Raw genomic sequence first — 19,547 nt, 5'->3', positions numbered from 1 at the left:
CCTTCTAAGGCAATCTTAATAAAGATAAAATTTGAAGGAGCTTGATAACGTGGGGATGGTTTTAAGTAACGATCGGCTAACTGACGGAGTGTACCACCTTAAAGTTGAAACGAATAGCGGCGGTGAAATGGGTCAATTCTACATGTTACGGGCATGGGGTGCTTATCCGATCCTTTCCAGACCGTTAAGTATACATGAAGTAAAAGAAGATAGTGTTGAATTCTTATATCACGTAGTGGGGGAAGGCACTGAAATATTTTCACGGTTGACTCCTGGTGACTCAGTGGAGCTTGAAGGGCCTTTTGGCACGGGATTCCCTCAGGTGGAAGGCAAGGTTGCGCTTATTGGTGGTGGAATCGGAATAGCGCCGCTATATTATTGTGCAAAGCAGCTGCCTAGTAGTGATATCTTTCTAGGTTTTAGTCGCGAAGCTTACCGGACAGAAACTTTTCGTCCATTAGCAGCCGAGCTTACAGTAGATGTAGGCGGATTTATTTTGGATCGTGTGGATTTTAGTCATTATGAGCATGTTTTCGTCTGCGGCCCACATCCTATGCTTAAGGCTGCACAGCTTAAAGGGTTAGCGGCTGAAGAGGCGGGTAGCAATACAAAAGTTTATCTCTCTTTAGAGAATCGAATGGCTTGCGGTATTGGAGCCTGTCTTGTTTGTAGTGTTTCTTGTCGTGATGGTCAGCGAAAAGCCTGTGCAGACGGACCCGTGTTCCTTTCTGAGGAGGTGATTTTCCATGACTAAGATGAGCACAACAATTGCAGGCGTTCATTTTAAGAATCCGATTGTAATGGCTTCAGGAACCTTCGGCTTTGGTCGTGAATATGGAAAGCTGTATGATGTTTCTTTGTTAGGTGGAATCTCAGGGAAGGGGCTCACCCTCCATCCCAAAGCAGGTAACCCTGGCACTCGAGTATACGAGACAGCCTCTGGTATGTTGAATAGTGTTGGATTGGAGAATCCAGGGGTATCCGCGTTTTTGGAAAAAGAATGCCCTTATTGGGAAACACTCGATACAGCCCGTTTGGTGAATCTTGGGGGCGGAACGCTTGAGGATTACGTACTTGGAGCAGAAATGATCCAGCGTGATGCCGATCTTCGATCAAGCGCAGGTAAACCAGCTGTTGATATGATTGAGTTGAATATTTCCTGTCCAAATGTAAAAGAGGGCGGAATTGCATTTGGAATCAAGACTTCAGAAGCGCAAAAAGTTGTACAAGCTGTTAGGCGTGCCACTAAGCTACCACTTGCAGTAAAGCTGTCTCCAGGTGCTGAGAATATCGTTGAGATGGCTCAAATGTGTGAGGAAGAGGGAGCAGATGCCGTCTCGCTGATTAACACCATTTCCGGGATGAAGATCGATGTGCGACGGAGAAGTAGTGTATTTAATAACTTATATGCCGGACTGTCCGGACCAGCGATTAAGCCAGTTGCTTTGCGTATGGTGCATCAAGTCGCACAGAACATATCTATTCCAGTAATCGGAATGGGGGGCATCACCACAGCTACTGATATTATTGAATTTATTATGGCAGGTGCTTCGGTAATCCAAGTCGGAACCTACAATTTTATGAATTTGAGAGCAGGCAGCCAACTTGTTGAAGAACTTGAGCAATTCATGGTTCAAGAGAATATTCAATCCTTAGATGAAATACGTGGCATTATATAAAGTGGAGTAGTGAGGAGATACTATTGACTTCTAACAAGATTAACCCTGAGGATATTGGGCTGACGGCGACGCCTGTCGGACGTGATCTCTTACTCGTAATCAGTGGTGGCGTTCATCATATTGGAGCGGCAAGTACTGCGTATTTGAATGGAGAGCAGGTAGAAGTGCAGACCTCTGCCGTTCCTCATCATAAAGAGCATACGATAAGTGAAGATATTGCGATCAGGGTAGCTAAGGCTCTAAATAGGACTGTCACAGTTGTGATGGGGATTCATTACGACGATCTTTCGAAAGAAGGCATCATGAAGGTAGTAGAGATAGTAAATAATAAAGTTAATCAATATTTAGCGCAACAAATTTGAAACGGAATTGGCAATTCTGCGTAAAAGATATCAAGTGAGTTTTTAAATTATCTTTTGGAGGAATGAAACCATGTCTATATTTAAAAGATTGCGCGATTTAACAATGTCTAACGTGAATGCGATTATTGACAAAGCAGAAGACCCGATTAAAATGACGGATCAGTACATTCGTGATATGACCGAAGATTTGGAAGATGCAGAAAAAGCGGTAGCGGCTCAAATCGCTATTGAGAAGAAGTTCAAGCAGCTGTATGAAGAGCAGGAAGCGCTTGTTAACAAACGTACGCAACAGGCACATGCTGCAGCTCAAGCTGGTAATGTTGACCTTGCTCGCCGAGCTCTGGAAGAGAAAAAGTCTGCTGAAGCTAAACTGGTAGAATACAAAGCTAGCTTCGACCAGAACAAAGCATCTGCGGATAATCTTCGTGGCAAACTTGACGAGATGCGTAAGCAGCTCACACAAATGAAGAACAAACGTGAAACCTTAGTTGCACGTTATAATGCTGCCAAAGCCCAAACTGAAATTAATAAAGCGATGAGCGGCTTCAGCTCTGATTCCGCATCTGCTGGACTGAAACGTATGGAAGAAAAAATGCTGCAAGCAGAAGCTCAAGCAGAAGCCAGCAACGAGATGAGCTCGGGCAACAAATCACTTGATGATGAGTTCGAGAAGTTGAACAAAGATCAAGCAGTAGAAGATGAATTGGCTGCTCTGATGAAACAATACGAGAAGCAATAACATTTCTTAGCCGTTTCACGGCTGATGTTCACAGGCGAAGGGGAGACAGGACTATCGTTTCCTCTTCGCTTTATCTATGCTTATGACAGCATGCAAAATGAATAAGCGGGGGCTATAGAATGGATTTCCATATCCTGGTGTCCATGGTCGTGTGGACAGTGAGCGGCGCGGTGTTGCTGTTTGTGCTTATGTTCGTAGATTCACTTTTCACTCGATACAATGATTTAGAAGAGTTAAAGGCTGGAAATATGGCAGTTACTACACGTTTTGTAATGAAGCTATTGGCACAGGCATTCATTTTATCATCATCGATAGCTGCTTCTAACAGTCTGCCAGATGCTTTGCTGATCTCGATTGTATCTTTTTTTCTTTTGCTTATATTGGAAAGAACGGTCCGTCTCCTCTTGGCTAAATGGGGGAATCTGGATCTGGATCATGGTACACAGCTTGGCAAAATCGGGTACGGCTTATTATCAGGCTCACTGCAAATTACGGGAGCTTTAATTATTTCTGCATTTATGTAGGGGGAACGATCAAGTTGAGTATATGGAAACGTATAGGTAATCTTTTCTCCAAACCAGCGGCTCAGGAAGTTCAGAAAAGTATGCTTAATTTGTCTCCCGGAGACATCTGTGAAGTATCGCTCGTTACCTACGAGGTAACCGGCAGGACCCATAATCGTGGACGAAATGCGGTAGTACTGACATTAAGAGATGGTAGTCAAATTGCCTATTTGCATATTGAGGAGCGGGAACAGCTGCAATATGGTTTGTATAAACCAATCGATGGGCGATTAGATAATCCTGCTGAAGTTCCAACAACACTTGAACTGGACGATTATACTTATTTTCTGGAGGAAGAATATGACGGATATGTCGCTGTCGCTGGTCAAACCCCTTTTATGAATGGCGGAGAGCAGCATGTGTGGCAATATCAGTCAGATGACTCTAGACTCCTGCGTGTGGAATGGCAACATGGACGCTTTATGCTTTATGAAGGAGAAAAAGTAATTCCTGGAGATGTGAAGGTTATCAGAGCATCCTAGAATTGAGTTGTAGGAGATGTGGTCTTATGACCGCATCTTTTTTTGTACAACTTTGTGATGAAATAGATAAAGGATTTTGCAGTTCTGCTATTCATTTTACTTCTGGTTGGCTCATGTTAAAATAGTACCTATTGTACTGCAAAAACGGATGATTTAGAGCGGAGGTAAGGTATGAAGGATCATAAATTTCGGAGAACAGCGCTTCAAGTAAAAGAGGCACAGGCCAAAATAATCAAATTTGCTAATCCGCTAGAGTCACAGGAGGTCTCATTGAATGAGGTCTGTGGACGTTATTTGGCCGAGGAAGTGATTGCGCCACATCCTTTTCCCGCGTTTAACCGCTCTAGCATGGATGGATATGCAATTATTGCAGCAGATACAAATCACTGTGTAAATGGACAAGTCGTATGGTTAGAAATGGTAGACAATATTCCATGTGGCGCTGTGGCATCGGTAGACATAACTTCGGGAACAGCAGCAAGGATAATGACTGGAGCACAAGTGCCATCAGGGGCAGATACTGTAGTTATGCTGGAAGTAACGGAGACACGTGAGGAGGAAGGAAAGACTTACGTAGGTATTCGAAAGAAGCAGGAAGCGAAGTCTAATATCACAACGATGGGGCTGGAGTTAAGCTCTGGTGAGCTAGTGCTGCCAGCGGGGCGATTAATCTCTGCGGGGGATATAGCTGTTCTGGCAGCGTTTGGCATACATACAGTGAAAGTCTATCGTCGGCCTAAGGTAGCTATCTTTGCGACAGGAACAGAGCTGCTAGAGGTACATGAACCACTACAGCCTGGCAAAATTCGAAACAGCAACTCACCCTTGCTTGAAGCTTTAGTCAAGGAGGCAGGTGGTGAGCCCGTGATGCTGGGATCTATTGTGGATGATCTGGAGCTGGCTCGAAGTAAAGTACAGATGGCGCTGGAAACCTATGATTTTGTAATCACTACGGGTGGAGTATCGGTAGGAGATTATGATATTATGGGCGATTTGGTTCGTGAACAGAGTGGAGATATGCTATTTAACAAAGTGACGATGCGTCCGGGGAGTGTAACCACTGCTGCTGTTAGAGGCGGTAAGCTGCTGTTAGCTCTATCAGGTAATCCAGGTGCTTGTTTCGTTGGTTTTCAATTGTTCGCACGTCCGGTTATCAGATTAATGCAGTGTGCATCACAGCCTTTCTTACCAGAATGGAGCGCCACACTCGGTGCAGATTATAATAGAGTGAATGACTTTACCCGATTTGTTAGAGCGCGATTAGAGATCCGTGAAGGCAGCCTTTATGCCATTCCAGCAGCGATAGACGAATCTTCCGTGATGGTCACGATCAAGGATAGTGATTGTCTGATTGTTGTTCCACCAGAGGAACGAGGCTTATCTGAGGGTGCTAAAGTGACTATTATCAAGCTTCCGGGAGAAATACGCGGATAGGATAAAGGTAAAATGCTCTATGATATTAACAATTGGACGGGAGTAGCTAATTATCTAATATGCCAGCGATATCATTTATAACATTTCAACATATGAAAAATTCACAATAGAAAAGCCAATAATTCAACATAATGCTACTCTGATCAGTCTTTCTAAACCATGTAAAAAGAGAGCCGGCCACACCTTTTCCATAAAATTCGGATAGGGTATGGCCGGCTTTTTGCAAAAAAAATCAACTATCCAAACGGCGTTCAATCGCCTCAGACATCGTTTTGTCCGTGAGATGAGCATAGATCTCGGTTGTTTCTGTCGAAGCATGCCCGAGCTGTTCTTTCGTTTTATAAATATCGTTTTGCAGGTAATAGTCTGTTGCAAAAGAGTGACGAAGCTTATGTACCGTTAGATAGGGCTTACCAAAGCGTTTTGCATATTTAATGATCATTTCTTGAATGGCTCTTTTGGTCATGCGTTTGCCTTCTTGCCGTCCATTGGGCAAAGCGATAAATAAAGCTTTTTCCCTCTTTGGTGTTTTATAACGGGATTGACGAAGGCTTAAATAAAGAGCTAAATCATCTTTAGCTTGTTCTCGAAAATAAACAGGGGTTTTGAAGGTTTCATCATTGTTCCCTTTTCGGGTGACATAAATCAGCTTGTTGTTAACATCCAGATCATCCACGTTTAGATTGACTACTTCGGATACACGAAGACCAGAATTCAGAATTAAGCTGGCAATACAGGCATCGCGTTCACGATTTAATTGAAAGGAGTAAAAGGCCTGCTTGTTACCTTCAACATCTCGTCCATATCCTTCGAAAATGTACCCCACGAATTCCAGCAGTTCCTCATCCTCTAGAATCTTGCCCTTTAATTTAGCAGCAGTGTCCTTAGGTTTATGCGTTCGTTTTACTTCAACCTTGGCCATAATGTTACGCTTAAGCAATGGATAGAAGTTCTCGTCCTCAGCGATCTGACTTAAATAATGAAATAAAGAGCGTAATGCGGACAGCTTACGGGACACGGTTACACGTGTATTGGTTCCCTCAGCTCGGGTAGTGAGGTGCAGGCGGTATCCAACAATACTATCCATATGCAGGGTTTCTAATTCAAGCAATGTGATCTCTGTGTTGGAGCTGGCCTGTGAGAGACCTTCAGCACGCAGCCATCCGAAAAAGGACTCATAGTCCCGAATATACTCCAGAAGGGTGGATGGGGATAGATCAGGTCGCTTATAGTCAATAAACTGCTGAACGAACCAAGGCATGAGAGGTAGCTTTAGATCCAGTTTTTTACGGTCATCGTTCTTTTGAACGCTCATGTGATTCACCTTTTCCATAGTTTTCTTATCATTTCTTCCTTCTATCTTATCATGTTTTGTTCTCCAATAGGCTTAGATCAAAGCTAATCACAAGCGATGACCTTGCTCCTGAATCAACTAAGTTATATGATGTGTAGTAAACATAAATGTCAGAGGTGCACCTAATGGAACTTGGAATGGAGCTGGTTCCCAGAGAGCGGAAACAGACGATAAGCAAATTAATGCAGTTTTACCTATATGATTTCACCCGTTATTTGGAGCTTGATGTAGACCAAGATGGGATATATCCTTCGTATCCGGGACTAGAATCTTTTTGGAGTAGTGGCAACAATAAGTTCGCTTATTTGTTCAAAGTGGACGGGCATATTGCTGGTTTTGCACTTGTAGAACGGTTGTTGCGTAATCCCGAAGGACAGTTTTATATGACTGAGTTTTTTGTAATGCAAAAATATCGACGGAGCGGTGTGGGGACCTGGGCCGCGCATAAATTATTTGATATGTACCCAGGCGACTGGAAGGTGTCACAGGTACGCGCGAATACGCCTGCCCGTAATTTCTGGCATAGAGTGATTGGTGAGTACACCAATGGAGAATTTAAAGAGCGGTTTAACCCGCCTCAAGGAAATCCGAGTCAATACTTCAGTACATTAAATAATAATAGGGTTAATATTTGAATGGGAAATAGCGATATTGTAGTCATCAAAAATCAATGCTTATTTTACCGTTCAAGAGATGTACACATATTTTGTTAACATAATAAATATTATGTTAACTAATAATGAATAACCCACAACCTCAACGGGATTGTTGGGTTATTTTTGTTCAAAATACCCAAGCAGAGATGGGGATTTAGCATATCTTATGATGTACTCAATTACAAAGGAGGAGTTAAAATGGGCGAATTCGCAGGAGGATACGGTGGATTTACTAACACAGGAGCTATCTTGGTTCTGTTTATCCTGTTGGTTATCATCACAAAAACTCTTTGTCTGTAATCCTTTAACTTCATGAATAAGGGTTCCGCCAGTCGATTTAGACTGGCGGATTTTTTTATGCCTGTGTATGTGATTAAAGGGTGGAGGATTTGCATGTGACTTACTATATAGAAAATAACTGTATACCATAATATATTTACAGTGTTCAATGATTAAACGATGTTCAAATTATAAGGAGACGTCAAGATGACTAAAGAACAACGGCAATTGCGTGATCGTGAGGAAATGAAGAAAAGGATATTACAGGCTGCGGCTTCGTTGATATCTGAGGAGGGTATTGACAAACTATCCATCCGCAAAATTGCAGAGAGAATCGAGTATTCTCCAGGAATTATTTATCATTACTTTCAGGGGAAAGATGAAATTGTAGTGAGATATTTGCAACAGAAATATACAGATATGGTTGACGGGCTTCAGTCTGTACAACGAAAGGCAGAGCATGAGCTGCCACCAGAGATGCTTTTGAGACAATCACTTGAGCAATGGATCAGGATGACCCTGTCCACAAGTGTAGAATACCGTAATGTAATGCTGAACGATACACCGGCTGTCCTTAGTTACACAGCTGTTTTATTTAAGGGAGCTGCACAGGAGCGTAAAGCGATTGGTATGCTCTGTCAATGTCTATCTAGGTTCGAATCGAAAGAACTCCATAAAGACTCTTCAATAGAGCTTACTGCTCAAGTGATATGGAGCGCTGCGTTCGGATTAATTATGCGTTTGATTGTGGAAAAGGATTTGCCTGAAGAACAGGTCGAAGCACTGATTTCTTGTTATTTGAATTCAATGGTTTCAATAGCAATCAGGGATATACATGAGCCTTTAACACAGTAGGAAGATCAGAGAGTAGGGAGGTAGCGATTAGAATGAAGACTATCATTGTGTATACTTCTAAATATGGTTGTACAGAGAAAGCTGCCTATTTATTGAAACATCAGTTGGGCGATGAGACTGAAGTAGTTAATTTAATGCATGCCAAAGAACCTACACTAGAGCCATATGATATTGTCATCTTAGGTGGATCTATTTATTTTGGGAAAATACAAAAACAAATGATGGAATTTGCTTCAAAATATCAAAATGAATTAGGTAAGAAGCGCGTTGGATTGTTTATTTGTGCAGGAGCGAAGGGGGAGCAAGCCACACAGGAATTGAAATCTTCATTTCCAGAGGGGTTGTATAACCAATCAGTTACAAAAGAAGTGTTCGGAGATGAGATTTACGAAGAGAAGATGACTGTATTAGATCGAATGGTTCTGCGAGTGGTAAAAGGGAAAAACAAGAGTGTAAATGGATTATCGAAAGAGACGATAGAGCGTTTTGCACTTGCGATAATGAAGCGGTGAATGAGTGTGGAAAATAGACTCCCTAGAATTAGTTAACATAAGTATGATTATGTTAACTAATTCTTATCTCTGATAGCAATCATTATAAGTTCAGAGAGTGCGTACTTATAAATATAATTCTGTGATTTCATCATATGAAAAATTCACAATAGAAAAATCAAAATCCTGATCATACCTTATGCACTATACATCTACACTGCAACACACGATCACCCTATTAACAAAACCCCTCGAAAAAGGGTACTACACTTCCTCATACATTTATACAAGATTTTTTTCAATACAAATAGCTAGTTCTATAGCTTGTATGGCATTGTCTAACTCAATTATTGATGAACTACCCTCGATTAGACATTGGAGTGCATACTCCAAACTTTTTTGATAGGGATTAGCTGGTTCTAACAAAAGATCTAGTTTACCTGCAGCGGTATATTCAATTAATGAGCTTTCAACAGCTCCATTCATGTTGTCACTCTCTTGATAGACAAGTTTACCCTGTTCAAAATATGCCTCATAACCTACCGAAAAAGGATAAGTGGCCGGCATCTGTGAAGACACAATGATCTCTGCGTACCTATTAGATTGTTGAAAAACAGCGCGTACTATGGCTTGATCACTTTTACCACCATCAGTTCCCCAAACGAAGTTCGGTTCTATAGACCCCAGCATCCAGGTCACAAAATCCAATTCGTGAATCATAAGCTTTGTAGCGATAGCGTGTAGACCGAGGTCACCCCACAAGGGAGGCGTTTCTCTTTTTAAGGTGAGAGATAAAAGCTTTCCATATTTCTCATTATGAGTCGTTTCATAAAGATATTTGAACGCAGGATCGAATTTAATAAACTGGTTGACGAGAATTCGCGAATCATACAATTGTTCGGCTTCTTTCATCGCAAGGGCATCTTCTAGGTTGAAGCAAATGGGTGTCTCACAGAATACATGTTTCCCATGCATAAGCGCATCGACAGCATATTGCCTATGTAAATTAGAGGGCAAACAGATGTCAATTACATCGATGGTGGAATCGAGCATAATATCGTCAATATGAGTAGTTATCTCAACGCCTAAAGCTTGTTTTAGCTTCTGCAGCTTAGCTTCGTTCCGACCAAAGATAATTACTTTGTCTACTCGATCCATTGCCGTCCATAACTGCGCATGATATGCTCCGAATCCAGTGCCCAATACGCCTATATTCATGTGTATCAGCTCCTTTAATGTAATGAACTAATCATAACCTTCTATTGTTGACAACAGCTTGGCAAGAATTATGATGTATACTATAAAAAAGAAAAACTTGGAGGCTCCCCATGCGCTTGCATCGTTTGATAGCGATTTTATTATTAGTGGAATCAAGAGGGAAGATGAAGGCCAATGACTTAGCTGAAGCCTTGGAAACTTCCGTACGTTCTATCTATAGAGACATTGACGTACTTGCTGAAGCTGGAATACCACTGTTATCTACCCCGGGGCCGAATGGCGGCATCTCCTTGATGGAGGGGTATACTGTTAACCTAAATCAGCTTCATGGGGAAGATGTAATCAATCTATTTCTAACAGGAATGGGGATTCATACTGGTGGACATACAGATTCCGGATTAAAGCTAAAGGCAACCCTCTTGAAATTAGAAAAATCATTACCCGCTTCCTATCAAAATGATATCCAGAGGCACAAAGACGTTTTTATTTTGATGATACGCCTTGGTGGACAGAACGCTTAGAGATTCCATGTCTGGAATCGATTCGAACTGCTGTTTGGAGATCTAAGAAACTACAGATTGAATACCACAAGATTAACGGAGTTATTTCGATCAGGAAAATACTGCCCTATGTGGTCTTGTTGTGAAAAAAGAAGAGTGGTATCTTATAGCCTACTGTGAAGAAGTCGAACAAATTCGTACGTTTAAATGTGAGCGAATCGCCTCTACGCAGCGTATAGACGAAGAGTATGCTATCCCTCAGGACTTCTCTTTAGAAGGGCACTGGAAGCAGCAGGAGAGGGAATTTAAGCAAACTTGTAAAGAGGAAGAGATATATCCGGTATTGATTAGAACGAATAAGAGCCGAGAGGCTTCTATACACGGACTGGAGATCATGAACAGGGTAGAAGAAGGAGATCAAATAACCCTTACTGTAAATATGTTTAGCTATGATAGTGCATGTACAAATGTTTGGGGGATACTTGGTCAATCCGAGATTGTGGAACCTTTGAAACTGAGACAATATGTGAAGGCTCAGGTGAATTTGCTACAGGGGATTTATAATTATCATAATTTCGTTTGAAAAGGGACCGTTTTATCGCAGAGTCTGCAATGAAACGGTCCCGCTCCTTAAAAATGTAAATAGCTCAGTCATTAAGTTTACATAATTAAAAATATGTTAACTAATGTCTCTTTTTTTCTTCAATGACCTTTGTATTTATTTATCCACGTAAAATTGCTTCTAATTTTGGTTACTCACTTGCTTTATCTATTGTAAATAATTTTGATAATGATCTTCTATGTTTAGATCCGTCTCATGGTGCAGTAAACCATCCAAAACATGAATTGCACCCCTTGATTTAGTATGAATAATTTTTGTGTAGTAAGAAGAGAATTGATCACTCGTAAATCGATAGATAGTAGCTCCTTTTCCAGTACCGTAATGTGGGTTTGCATCTGCATTTGTGAAATTACAAATGTGTCAAGGGCTTCATTATATAGAAAGCAAACGGAAGGAAAAATCTATTAGTTTAACAAAATGTTCAATATGTTAATAAATCAACATTCAAACTTAATAGCTAACCCCTTTACCATCAAAGGGTTGGCTATTTTTAGTGTACCCGAAATGGGCTGGCTATCCCTTGGTGGTGACAATCGACTTGTATTATCCACTTTCAAAATATCGGATAAATAAAAATTATGTCACAAAACAGCTCTTTGAAATGTTATAGGGGTGCAGTCGACTGATAAATAAAAGGAGGTGAGCTTATGGAGGAAATAGATATTGGAAGAAGGTTTGTTAATGGCGGAGAAGATGAACTGGAAGAGATAATCAATCTCTATGGTGAAAAACTCCTTCGCTATGCAACGGCGATTCTATGTGATTATCATGAAGCAGAAAATATTGTACAAGAAGTCTTTCTTTCAGCCTATCAAAATCGGAATATTTTTGATGGCAATAACCTATCCGCATGGTTGTACAAAATTACATATAATCGCTGCTTAAATCAACTAAAAAAGCGTAAGATCCATTATTTTCATGATATTCGCAGTGAAGTAGTTTTACCAGAGAAAGATAAAGGTTTGAGTGATGAGATGCTTCGTGCGTTACAGAAGCTTAAACCTATGGAACGTGCCTTGTTATATGGGCGGATTATGGATGGGCAGAGTTACGAGGAACTATCTCAGCTTACAGGAAGTTCTCCAGCTGCATTACGCAAACAATATCAACGGGCCAAAGATAAAATAGTTAAATATTTTAATATTGCATATGGTAGAAAGGAGTCTAATTATGGACAAATTTGATATGGACGAAAAACATATACATGAAATGTTTTCCCAAATTACGGTTGATTCAAGTAAACTTGCAGAACAGGTTAAAAGCCGATTGTATGAAGGTAGTACTGACATGCCTGCTAGACACCGCAAACGGTGGACAAGGTCAACAATTGCAGCTATTGCGATATCGTTCGTATTAGTTACTAGTGCAACTGCTTCATCTTTAGGGGATTTTGATTGGTTCATAAAGAGATTTAATCCTGATTTTGGTAAGATTGTTGAACCAGTAGGAGTCTATAGTGAGGACGAAGGAATTCGCATGGAGGTTATCGGTGCACAGAAATATGATAATAGAGCGATTATATACCTATCTCTTCAGGATAGAACAGGTCAAAACCGATTAACGGAACAAACTGATTTTAGAGACGGATTCACTGTAAAAATACATTCACCAACAAACGAGGGAGCCAAAAGTGGAGACGAAGTTTTATCAGCCCGCATGTCATGGAAACAAAAAATGCTTAATTTTAATAAAGATACGAATACCATTTATTATGAGTTTAATATAACGGCTGATCCAGACACACCATTAACAGATCCGTTGGAGCTTGGCAGTTTTCTTATTTATTTTAACGAAAAAGCCTATGAAGACGAACCCATTTCCGTATCCCTTACAGGAATTGAAGATGTAGAAACGATTCCTATTGAAAAAGCACAGATTTTTGGGGGGAGTAATTTACCAAGTAACCTCAGTTCATTAACAGAGGCACTTATGCCAGGCGATTATGCTTCCATGCCCCATGGTGAAAAAGATCAATGGGTTTCAAATATCGGTATTATAGATGGAAAATTGCATGTGCAGACAGGGAAAATTTTTAACAAAGAGTTTGGTCCTAGTGATGCCATGCTTTCTCTAAAGGGTCCAGACGGTAATTCAATCTCCAATGATTATAGTTTGGTATTTCTCAGTGATAAGAAAAATAATCTTCTTGATCTTGAAAAAAACAATTATGATGACGCTAAGTATAAATATGAAGAATTTGTATTTCCTGTAAGCTGCGAAAATCTTAGTAAATACACTCTTTATTATACTGGTTCCGTTAATTCTGGGGTTGAAGGCAACTGGAAGGTGGCGGCAAATTCAAGTGATACTACTGCCAAATTACGTACTTGGAAAAATGATATTTCAGTTGAAGGTCATCTTTTTGAATATATAACCCTCAGTCCTTTAGGATTACAAGTAATCGGTACCTATAAAGGTGAGAATTTCATGGTCAGTGATATGCTACTTGAAATTGAAACAGTAGACGGTATTATCCCATTGGAAGGTGGTGGAGGAAGCCAAAACCCTGATAAACATACCTTCAATTCAAGTTGGGATACGAAAGCGCCTTTAGATATTACCAAAGTTAAAGCAATAATTATAAATGGCACTCGAATACCGGTTAAATAACAAGATAAATAATGTCAGCTCCTGATTCTTTTTGATGCACGGTCACATCATTGTAGTGACCCAAAAGAGATGGGCTGCAAATCAAAGGTTTATTTTAACATCTAGTAAAGTGGAGGATCTCAACATCCAATGTGGCTACGTTGGAGGAAGTAGACACGTTAATAATTCGAGTTGGATTACTTATCATATCTTATCTGAATCGATAGACAATCTGTTTACGTTGTACTGATAAATTCAATTTATGCAGAATAAGGGAAAAATAGAAAAGAAGCATTGGGCTTTATGATATAATGTGGTAAAATCTTCAACTCCAAAAATGCTGAGACTATCCCACATGTAGCGTCATCTTTCAGAGAGAATATCTCTCAAATAACCGTTGTTTCCGGATTTTCTGGATTTGAAGAAATTCCAAGAGGAGGAAAATAGAAATGAAGAAGAAGCTTGTTACGACTTTATGCGGTACCATGATACTTTTAGTGGGCATGGGCACAGGTGCTTTCGCGAGCTCGCATCTCCAAGAAATTAAAGCGTTGTTAAACGGAGATTTAAAAATCAGAGTGAACGGGGAGATTACCCCTCTCAAAGATGGCAATGGCAAAGTGGTGCTTCCCATCACTTATAATGGAACTACGTATCTTCCGGTACGATCTGTTTCTGAGCTGCTGGATGTTCCGGTGAATTATGACGGAACAGCCAAAGAGGTGATTATTGGCGAACAGCAGGCAGGCGTTCCCGTGAACCAGGAGGATTTCAACATCAGTCTGCATACCAAGGACCCTGCACTGACCAAATACGGTGGCAAGAATTATAAGGAAGTTCTGTACAGCGCACCTAATTCCAATATTAAATATACCGCGCTCAGCCCTAACGGCAAATATCAGAAGCTTGTTCTGCAATTCGCTGCAGTCGGCAAGGAAGTGGAGTCTCTTGAAATTAGGGATAATGACAAGAATATGCTCCTTAAAAAAGTAGAGAAGATCTCGCCTAATAGTGATCTCCAGACGATTGAGGTAGATATTTCTGGAGTAAAGAACATCGCAATAAATGTGACACAAGCTGTTGACGGCGGGTTCATTATTCCGCTGGATACTTCAATTTACAAATAAGATTAAGCAGTGAAGCCCACAATGCCGGTAAAGGCGTAGTGGGCTTATTTTCACGTGAGATTATATTAGATTTTTTCTCGTTCTTTTGCATTGAAGAGATTTAAATCCATCCTCCGTTATACGTGGACAGGCTTACAGGGTTTGTGTCGTCGGAGTGTCAGAAGAAAATAAAGTATTAGACTCGATTAATTGTAGTAACGTAAATAGAGGAGGGTTAGTTCATTATATGAACTAATCTCCTCTATTTTTTGTTTAATAGAAATATTAACTTAGGCTTTAAATCTTAGTATAAATTATTTAATATATTGAGGATAAAAGCTTTCGTTGAGGGTGTTGTTGTGAGAGTACAAGAAGTAATTCTTAATGAAAATAAAAAGAGATATTTGCTGTTGGATGCGGTAGGTGTTCCAGTTGTTCCTGTGATGAAGTATTTAAAATACCTGGATCAGACAGGTAAAAGCAACAATACACTGAAGACTTATTGCTATGCATTAAAACAGTATTTCACTTATCTTGAAGAGCGGAAGATAGATTACAAAGAAGTAGGAGTTAAGGATCTTGCTGACTTTGTAGGGTGGTTGCGTAATCCGTTTGAAAGTGGAAAAGTTACCCCATTACAACAGATTGAAGCGAAAAGAACAGAAAAATCAGTGAATCTTATAATCACAGTGGTAACAAGCCTATATGATTACTTTTTCCGTATTCAAGAGACCAAAACGATATGGTAGGTAAACTGGTAAGACAGGTGAACGGGAATTGTATGTTTCGCAGGGACTTATGGATTTATACGACGACTACCTATAAAACGTGATTGAAGATCATGAAATCGATACGAATTTCGTATTTGTTAAACTGCGGGGAAACCGTGTTGGACAACCGATGAATGACCGTGATGTTCGCGCCTTATTTAAAGTACTGTGTAAGAAAACAGGGATGCACATCCACCCTCACTTGCTGCGACACACGCATGCAACAATATACTATCGTCAAACGAAAGACATCAAGCAAGTGCAAGAACGATTAGGGTATGCAAATATTCAAACAACTATGAACATGTATGTCCATCCATCGGAAGAAGATATACGTGAGAATTGGGAGAAAGCTCAACATGCATTTCAGCTTGGCAATATACAATCAAAGGAGGTAACTGACAGTGATGTTACAGAATAAAAAACATATGAAAGCGGATAGGTTGAATTATAATCGGCTTGAACAAGAGATCTCCAGCTATCAAGAGCGATTAGTTCATGATGATGGGACCGTATCGTTTCACAAAATAGAGAACCTCTATTTCATGACTGAAAATACTTGGAGTGTAGATGTAATTGGTTCAATAGCTAACTTTCGGGATCAACTTGACAAATATAATCGATCAAATAGAAATATTCGATTCGAATTTAATAACCCATGGGTTAATCTTGAAGACCATACAAAGAGTGGATGAGTCGATTAGGCGGCTTGTAAAAGCCAAAGAGAGCATCAATTTTAATAGTGTGGCAACGGATGCTGGCGTAAGCAAAGCAACTCTCTATAATAATCCTGAGATACGTGGACGCATTGAATCGCTTCGTCAGCAGCAAGCTCAAGTGCCAACACCAAAACAAATCAAGCGAGAAATGGATGAAAACAATAAGGACGCCATCATTGCTTCGCTAAAACGTAAGATGAAGAAGCTCGAAGATGAAAATAAAAAATTACGAGAACAACTTAAGTTTTCATGTGCGGAGGTTTATCAGAGGATTTGAAAGAATGTATGTTGCCGCCCTATTCAACTAACGGGCAGGATAATGTAATATTCCATAATGGGTTGCATGTTCAGTTATTGGGTAAATTAGCTCAATAAATTCTATACATAAGATTATCTATGGTATAATATGTAAATATATTTTAAAAATACTAAAGCGTTATGAAATGGTGGACTAAACGAATGAATACAATTCAATTAATGGAAACCCATTTAAATATCGATCTTGGAAATTCGCCCTTTTTAAAATTAGATAAAGGGTTGCAAATTCCATACTCTTCGATTAAGGGAATAACAACAGGTAGACCCATACCAAATGCTTTCAAGCTTTATGGTGCTTCTTTTGGAGGAAAAAGAAATGGATTATTTAGATTTAATGGAGGTTATCATCTCTACTTTTTTAATAATGAGGTTGATACCCTTCATTTTGACTTGAATAATTTTCTTGTAGGTAAATTTAAAATATCAAAGTTAATCATTGATGTTAAAAACCCTGAAGAAATAAGTAAAACTATCTCCGAAAGATTGACGTGATAGTTCAATACCGAAAGGTCTACCGCACTGGCTTTTCTCAACTAACGGGCAGTTTAGTTGAACAAGATAAGTGGAGGTTTTATGTCCCATTTGACGCAAATTGCGACATAAGGAAAGGTGGAAATTCGGAAGTATTCATTTGATAGTATCGGGAAATATCAGTTTGCTGATTTGACTTAATACGCTAGGTAAGTATTCTTGTGGATGTAACCCAATTGCGAGCAATATGCTTATCGATATAACTGTAATCCAAATCAAACTTTTGTATACTCTTGATTTTATTTTTTTAGTGAAATGAAGAGAAAGTAACAAAATTAAAGTATTTAAAAAAAATGTTGTTGGAATACTCCCTATTCTTGCAAGACCTGTATATGGAAAGTATTGGATTAATAAAAAAATGGCTAATACACTTGGTATCATGGCTAGAAAAAAAGTTATTATCATCCTTATCATGTCGGTCTCCTAATCAGGTTCTCTGTATTTTTACAAAACGTTTTGATTATAGATAGCGAATTTCATACTGAGATATTCGTGAACTGGAATAAAATATCCTGCCCTGCTTAATTGCTACGACTGATAATAATATTATTTCTTTTTGACAGAAACGAGTCCGTTAGTTACTGCGCAGTACGAAGATATTGTGTAATAAAAGAAAGCGTGCTTGTTCAACTAACGGGACACGATAGTTGAACATAAAGGGTTTCACATATTAGTCATGACTAATATGTGAAACCCTTTAATATATCTATCTTTCTTAAATTTATGTCTTGATAAACTCAGAAAATAAAGTTGTAGACTGGCATAGGTAAGGTATTAACCTACTTAAATGATGATGATCACAAAAAGAAGGAGATGTAGATCAATTATTTGGTGAGATCCAATTAATATCATCTTTATTCTTAAAAGTAGCGGGCGATTTAGGTATTTACCCTGAAAATATTGAGTCCATAAAAAACCTTTAGAGACCAGAAATACTAAATTATCCATTAACCGTGTTGGTCTCATCACCATGCGATAACTTCTCTCTAGCAGTAAGCCTCTTGTGCGCTAAGAATAGAAATGGAAGACCTATAGCCGTGGTTAAAGCGAGTGGCAGGAAGATCGTAAGTCCGTTCTGAGCTCCATAATGATCCAACAACACTCCGCCGAAGATAGGCGCGATTACACTCCCCAAATTATTAAAGCCAATCGTTCCAAAGTACGTACCTTTCATTTCTGGCTTCGCAATCCGATCGATTAACATATCCATCATCGTAAAGAGCAGAACTTCCCCTATAGTAAACAGGATCACACTGAACATAAGCAGGGTTACACCTTCGGCTAAACCTACTAAGAGAAGACTAATAGCAACGCAGATATTTCCGAGAATCAATGGAATAATAGGCGAGAATTTGCTAGCCGTACGTACAATAGGATATTGCACCACTAATACCGTGATGGCATTGAGCGACAACATATAGGAGAATAATTGCCCACCATTTGTGAAATGGGTGTTCATTGCTAAATATTGCGCCATAGTTGAACCAAAATGTCCGTATCCAAGTACACAAAAGATAGTACCGAGTAGAACTGGCAAGAATACACGGTCTCTACCGGTTGTTGCCAAGGCTTCAAGTAAACGTGGTGGTTCGGCTTGCGTATGACTCTCCATGGTTGAGCGATGCAATTTGAATTGTACGAATAACACAAGCCCATATGCAACATATACAATACCAGCGATCATAAAAGGAAACGTAGATTCGGCAGAACCGAGCTGTACTCCAATAATCGGACCAAAGACAACACCAAGGTTAATCGCAGCGTATCTAAGATTGAATACTAGCAGCTTACTTTCAGCTGGTGTTATGTCAGATAAAAGTGCCCGTGAGGTGGGCTCAAACACAGATCTGCATAATCCGTTCAACGTATTGACCAGGAAAAATACCCACAGATGTTGGGCAACAGAGAATCCGAAGAATACTGCTGCCCAGCCAAATACGGAGATTAACATGACGATTTTGCGGCCTACAATATCCGAGATATATCCTCCGTAGAAGCTGGCCATTACGCCCGCCAAAGAGCTGACGGCTACCGTAATCCCAGTTTGTGTGGGGGTGGCTCCAAGGACTTGGGTTAAATAGATGGATAAGAATGGAATGCTCATTGAAGTTACCAAACGTCCGAACATCGTACCGACGATGATAGTCCAAGCTAATGGGTGAATATGCCTAAGATGCTGGTTCATAATTGAAAAGGTCTCCTAATCTGATAGCTATAATTTAGTACTGCATATTCATTAACGATATATGTATAATTATAATGATAAAAGGGGGAAGTAAA

General features: G+C 39.8%; 21 protein-coding genes and 2 pseudogenes. 19 read left to right on the top strand and 4 right to left on the bottom strand.

Going from position 1 to position 19,547, the window contains the following annotated elements; translation table 11 throughout:
* Window positions 1–49 precede the first annotated feature (49 nt).
* The 7 genes from CA600_RS04755 (at window position 50) to CA600_RS04725 (ending at window position 5,259) form a co-directional block, all read left to right on the top strand.
* Window positions 50–754, top strand: coding sequence for a dihydroorotate dehydrogenase electron transfer subunit (locus tag CA600_RS04755; protein ID WP_094869158.1), 705 nt, complete (start codon window positions 50–52; stop codon window positions 752–754).
* The gene (locus CA600_RS04750) at window positions 747–1,679 is read left to right on the top strand and encodes a dihydroorotate dehydrogenase (protein ID WP_094869157.1); all 933 of its coding nucleotides are present in this window, start codon (window positions 747–749) and stop codon (window positions 1,677–1,679) included. Before CA600_RS04755 ends, CA600_RS04750 begins: the two co-directional genes overlap by 8 nt.
* Window positions 1,680–1,702: 23 nt before the next feature.
* On the top strand, window positions 1,703–2,041 hold the full coding sequence (locus CA600_RS04745) for a hypothetical protein (RefSeq protein ID WP_094869156.1): 339 nt from the start codon (window positions 1,703–1,705) through the stop codon (window positions 2,039–2,041).
* A gap of 70 nt (window positions 2,042–2,111) precedes the next feature.
* Complete coding sequence (locus tag CA600_RS04740; RefSeq protein ID WP_094869155.1) at window positions 2,112–2,780, top strand: PspA/IM30 family protein; 669 nt, start codon at window positions 2,112–2,114, stop codon at window positions 2,778–2,780.
* Window positions 2,781–2,899: 119 nt separating this feature from the next.
* The gene (locus CA600_RS04735) at window positions 2,900–3,304 is read left to right on the top strand and encodes a DUF350 domain-containing protein (protein WP_094869154.1); all 405 of its coding nucleotides are present in this window, start codon (window positions 2,900–2,902) and stop codon (window positions 3,302–3,304) included.
* Between the two features lie 14 nt (window positions 3,305–3,318).
* On the top strand, window positions 3,319–3,825 hold the full coding sequence (locus CA600_RS04730; protein WP_094869153.1) for a DUF4178 domain-containing protein: 507 nt from the start codon (window positions 3,319–3,321) through the stop codon (window positions 3,823–3,825).
* A 171-nt stretch (window positions 3,826–3,996) separates the two neighbouring features.
* A complete protein-coding gene (locus CA600_RS04725) occupies window positions 3,997–5,259 on the top strand; it encodes a molybdopterin molybdotransferase MoeA (RefSeq protein ID WP_094869152.1) in 1,263 nt (420 codons plus the stop codon).
* 232 nt (window positions 5,260–5,491) lie between these two features.
* Here CA600_RS04725 and xerS read toward each other — a convergent pair whose 3' ends face one another.
* Window positions 5,492–6,574, bottom strand: coding sequence for a tyrosine recombinase XerS (gene xerS / locus CA600_RS04720; protein WP_060623783.1), 1,083 nt, complete (start codon window positions 6,572–6,574; stop codon window positions 5,492–5,494).
* A gap of 164 nt (window positions 6,575–6,738) precedes the next feature.
* On the opposite strand from xerS, the gene CA600_RS04715 reads away from it, so the two are divergent.
* From CA600_RS04715 to CA600_RS04705, 4 genes are all read left to right on the top strand, one after another.
* Window positions 6,739–7,248 carry a GNAT family N-acetyltransferase gene (locus CA600_RS04715; RefSeq protein ID WP_094869151.1) on the top strand — a complete coding sequence of 170 codons (510 nt, stop codon included), beginning with the start codon at window positions 6,739–6,741 and terminating at the stop codon, window positions 7,246–7,248.
* Between the two features lie 219 nt (window positions 7,249–7,467).
* Window positions 7,468–7,569 (top strand): YjcZ family sporulation protein, encoded by a 102-nt coding sequence (locus CA600_RS31520; RefSeq protein ID WP_218832623.1) that lies wholly within the window; start codon window positions 7,468–7,470, stop codon window positions 7,567–7,569.
* Window positions 7,570–7,755: 186 nt separating this feature from the next.
* A complete protein-coding gene (locus CA600_RS04710; protein WP_094869150.1) occupies window positions 7,756–8,403 on the top strand; it encodes a TetR/AcrR family transcriptional regulator in 648 nt (215 codons plus the stop codon).
* A gap of 32 nt (window positions 8,404–8,435) precedes the next feature.
* A complete protein-coding gene (locus CA600_RS04705; protein WP_094869149.1) occupies window positions 8,436–8,915 on the top strand; it encodes a flavodoxin domain-containing protein in 480 nt (159 codons plus the stop codon).
* A gap of 261 nt (window positions 8,916–9,176) precedes the next feature.
* On the opposite strand, the gene CA600_RS04700 is transcribed toward CA600_RS04705, so the two are convergent.
* On the bottom strand, window positions 9,177–10,112 hold the full coding sequence (locus tag CA600_RS04700) for a Gfo/Idh/MocA family protein (protein WP_094869148.1): 936 nt from the start codon (window positions 10,110–10,112) through the stop codon (window positions 9,177–9,179).
* Window positions 10,113–10,222: 110 nt separating this feature from the next.
* Here CA600_RS04700 and CA600_RS32075 point away from each other — a divergent pair, with 110 nt between their 5' ends.
* Both CA600_RS32075 and CA600_RS32070 read left to right on the top strand, forming a co-directional pair.
* Window positions 10,223–10,633, top strand: coding sequence for a helix-turn-helix transcriptional regulator (locus CA600_RS32075; protein ID WP_306440379.1), 411 nt, complete (start codon window positions 10,223–10,225; stop codon window positions 10,631–10,633).
* Between the two features lie 121 nt (window positions 10,634–10,754).
* On the top strand, window positions 10,755–11,195 hold the full coding sequence (locus tag CA600_RS32070) for a helix-turn-helix transcriptional regulator (protein WP_306440378.1): 441 nt from the start codon (window positions 10,755–10,757) through the stop codon (window positions 11,193–11,195).
* A gap of 172 nt (window positions 11,196–11,367) precedes the next feature.
* On the opposite strand, the pseudogene CA600_RS32160 reads toward CA600_RS32070, so the two are convergent.
* A pseudogene (locus CA600_RS32160) lies at window positions 11,368–11,576 on the bottom strand (Tn3 family transposase); the annotation flags it as partial.
* A gap of 305 nt (window positions 11,577–11,881) precedes the next feature.
* On the opposite strand from CA600_RS32160, the gene CA600_RS04685 reads away from it, so the two are divergent.
* From CA600_RS04685 to CA600_RS04655, 6 genes and pseudogenes are all read left to right on the top strand, one after another.
* Complete coding sequence (locus tag CA600_RS04685) at window positions 11,882–12,418, top strand: RNA polymerase sigma factor (RefSeq protein WP_094869147.1); 537 nt, start codon at window positions 11,882–11,884, stop codon at window positions 12,416–12,418.
* Window positions 12,405–13,844 carry a DUF4179 domain-containing protein gene (locus CA600_RS04680; protein WP_094869146.1) on the top strand — a complete coding sequence of 480 codons (1,440 nt, stop codon included), beginning with the start codon at window positions 12,405–12,407 and terminating at the stop codon, window positions 13,842–13,844. The genes CA600_RS04685 and CA600_RS04680 overlap by 14 nt, the downstream gene beginning before the upstream one ends.
* 428 nt (window positions 13,845–14,272) lie before the next feature.
* Window positions 14,273–14,950, top strand: coding sequence for a stalk domain-containing protein (locus CA600_RS04675; RefSeq protein ID WP_094869145.1), 678 nt, complete (start codon window positions 14,273–14,275; stop codon window positions 14,948–14,950).
* A 338-nt stretch (window positions 14,951–15,288) separates the two neighbouring features.
* Window positions 15,289–16,120 (top strand): annotated as a pseudogene (locus CA600_RS04670) (tyrosine-type recombinase/integrase).
* Window positions 16,121–16,350: 230 nt separating this feature from the next.
* Complete coding sequence (locus CA600_RS04660) at window positions 16,351–16,695, top strand: DUF6262 family protein (RefSeq protein ID WP_373455875.1); 345 nt, start codon at window positions 16,351–16,353, stop codon at window positions 16,693–16,695.
* A 182-nt stretch (window positions 16,696–16,877) separates the two neighbouring features.
* Window positions 16,878–17,228, top strand: coding sequence for a hypothetical protein (locus tag CA600_RS04655; protein ID WP_094869142.1), 351 nt, complete (start codon window positions 16,878–16,880; stop codon window positions 17,226–17,228).
* A gap of 979 nt (window positions 17,229–18,207) precedes the next feature.
* On the opposite strand, the gene CA600_RS04645 is transcribed toward CA600_RS04655, so the two are convergent.
* A complete protein-coding gene (locus tag CA600_RS04645) occupies window positions 18,208–19,452 on the bottom strand; it encodes an MDR family MFS transporter (protein ID WP_094869140.1) in 1,245 nt (414 codons plus the stop codon).
* Window positions 19,453–19,547: the final 95 nt, after the last annotated feature.

This window comes from Paenibacillus sp. VTT E-133280 (assembly GCF_002264385.1).
Taxonomy (GTDB): Bacteria; Bacillota; Bacilli; order Paenibacillales; family Paenibacillaceae; genus Paenibacillus_AQ; species Paenibacillus_AQ nitricinens.
Note: the sequence above shows the minus strand (reverse complement) of the source record. Positions and strands in the feature narration are given on the sequence as shown.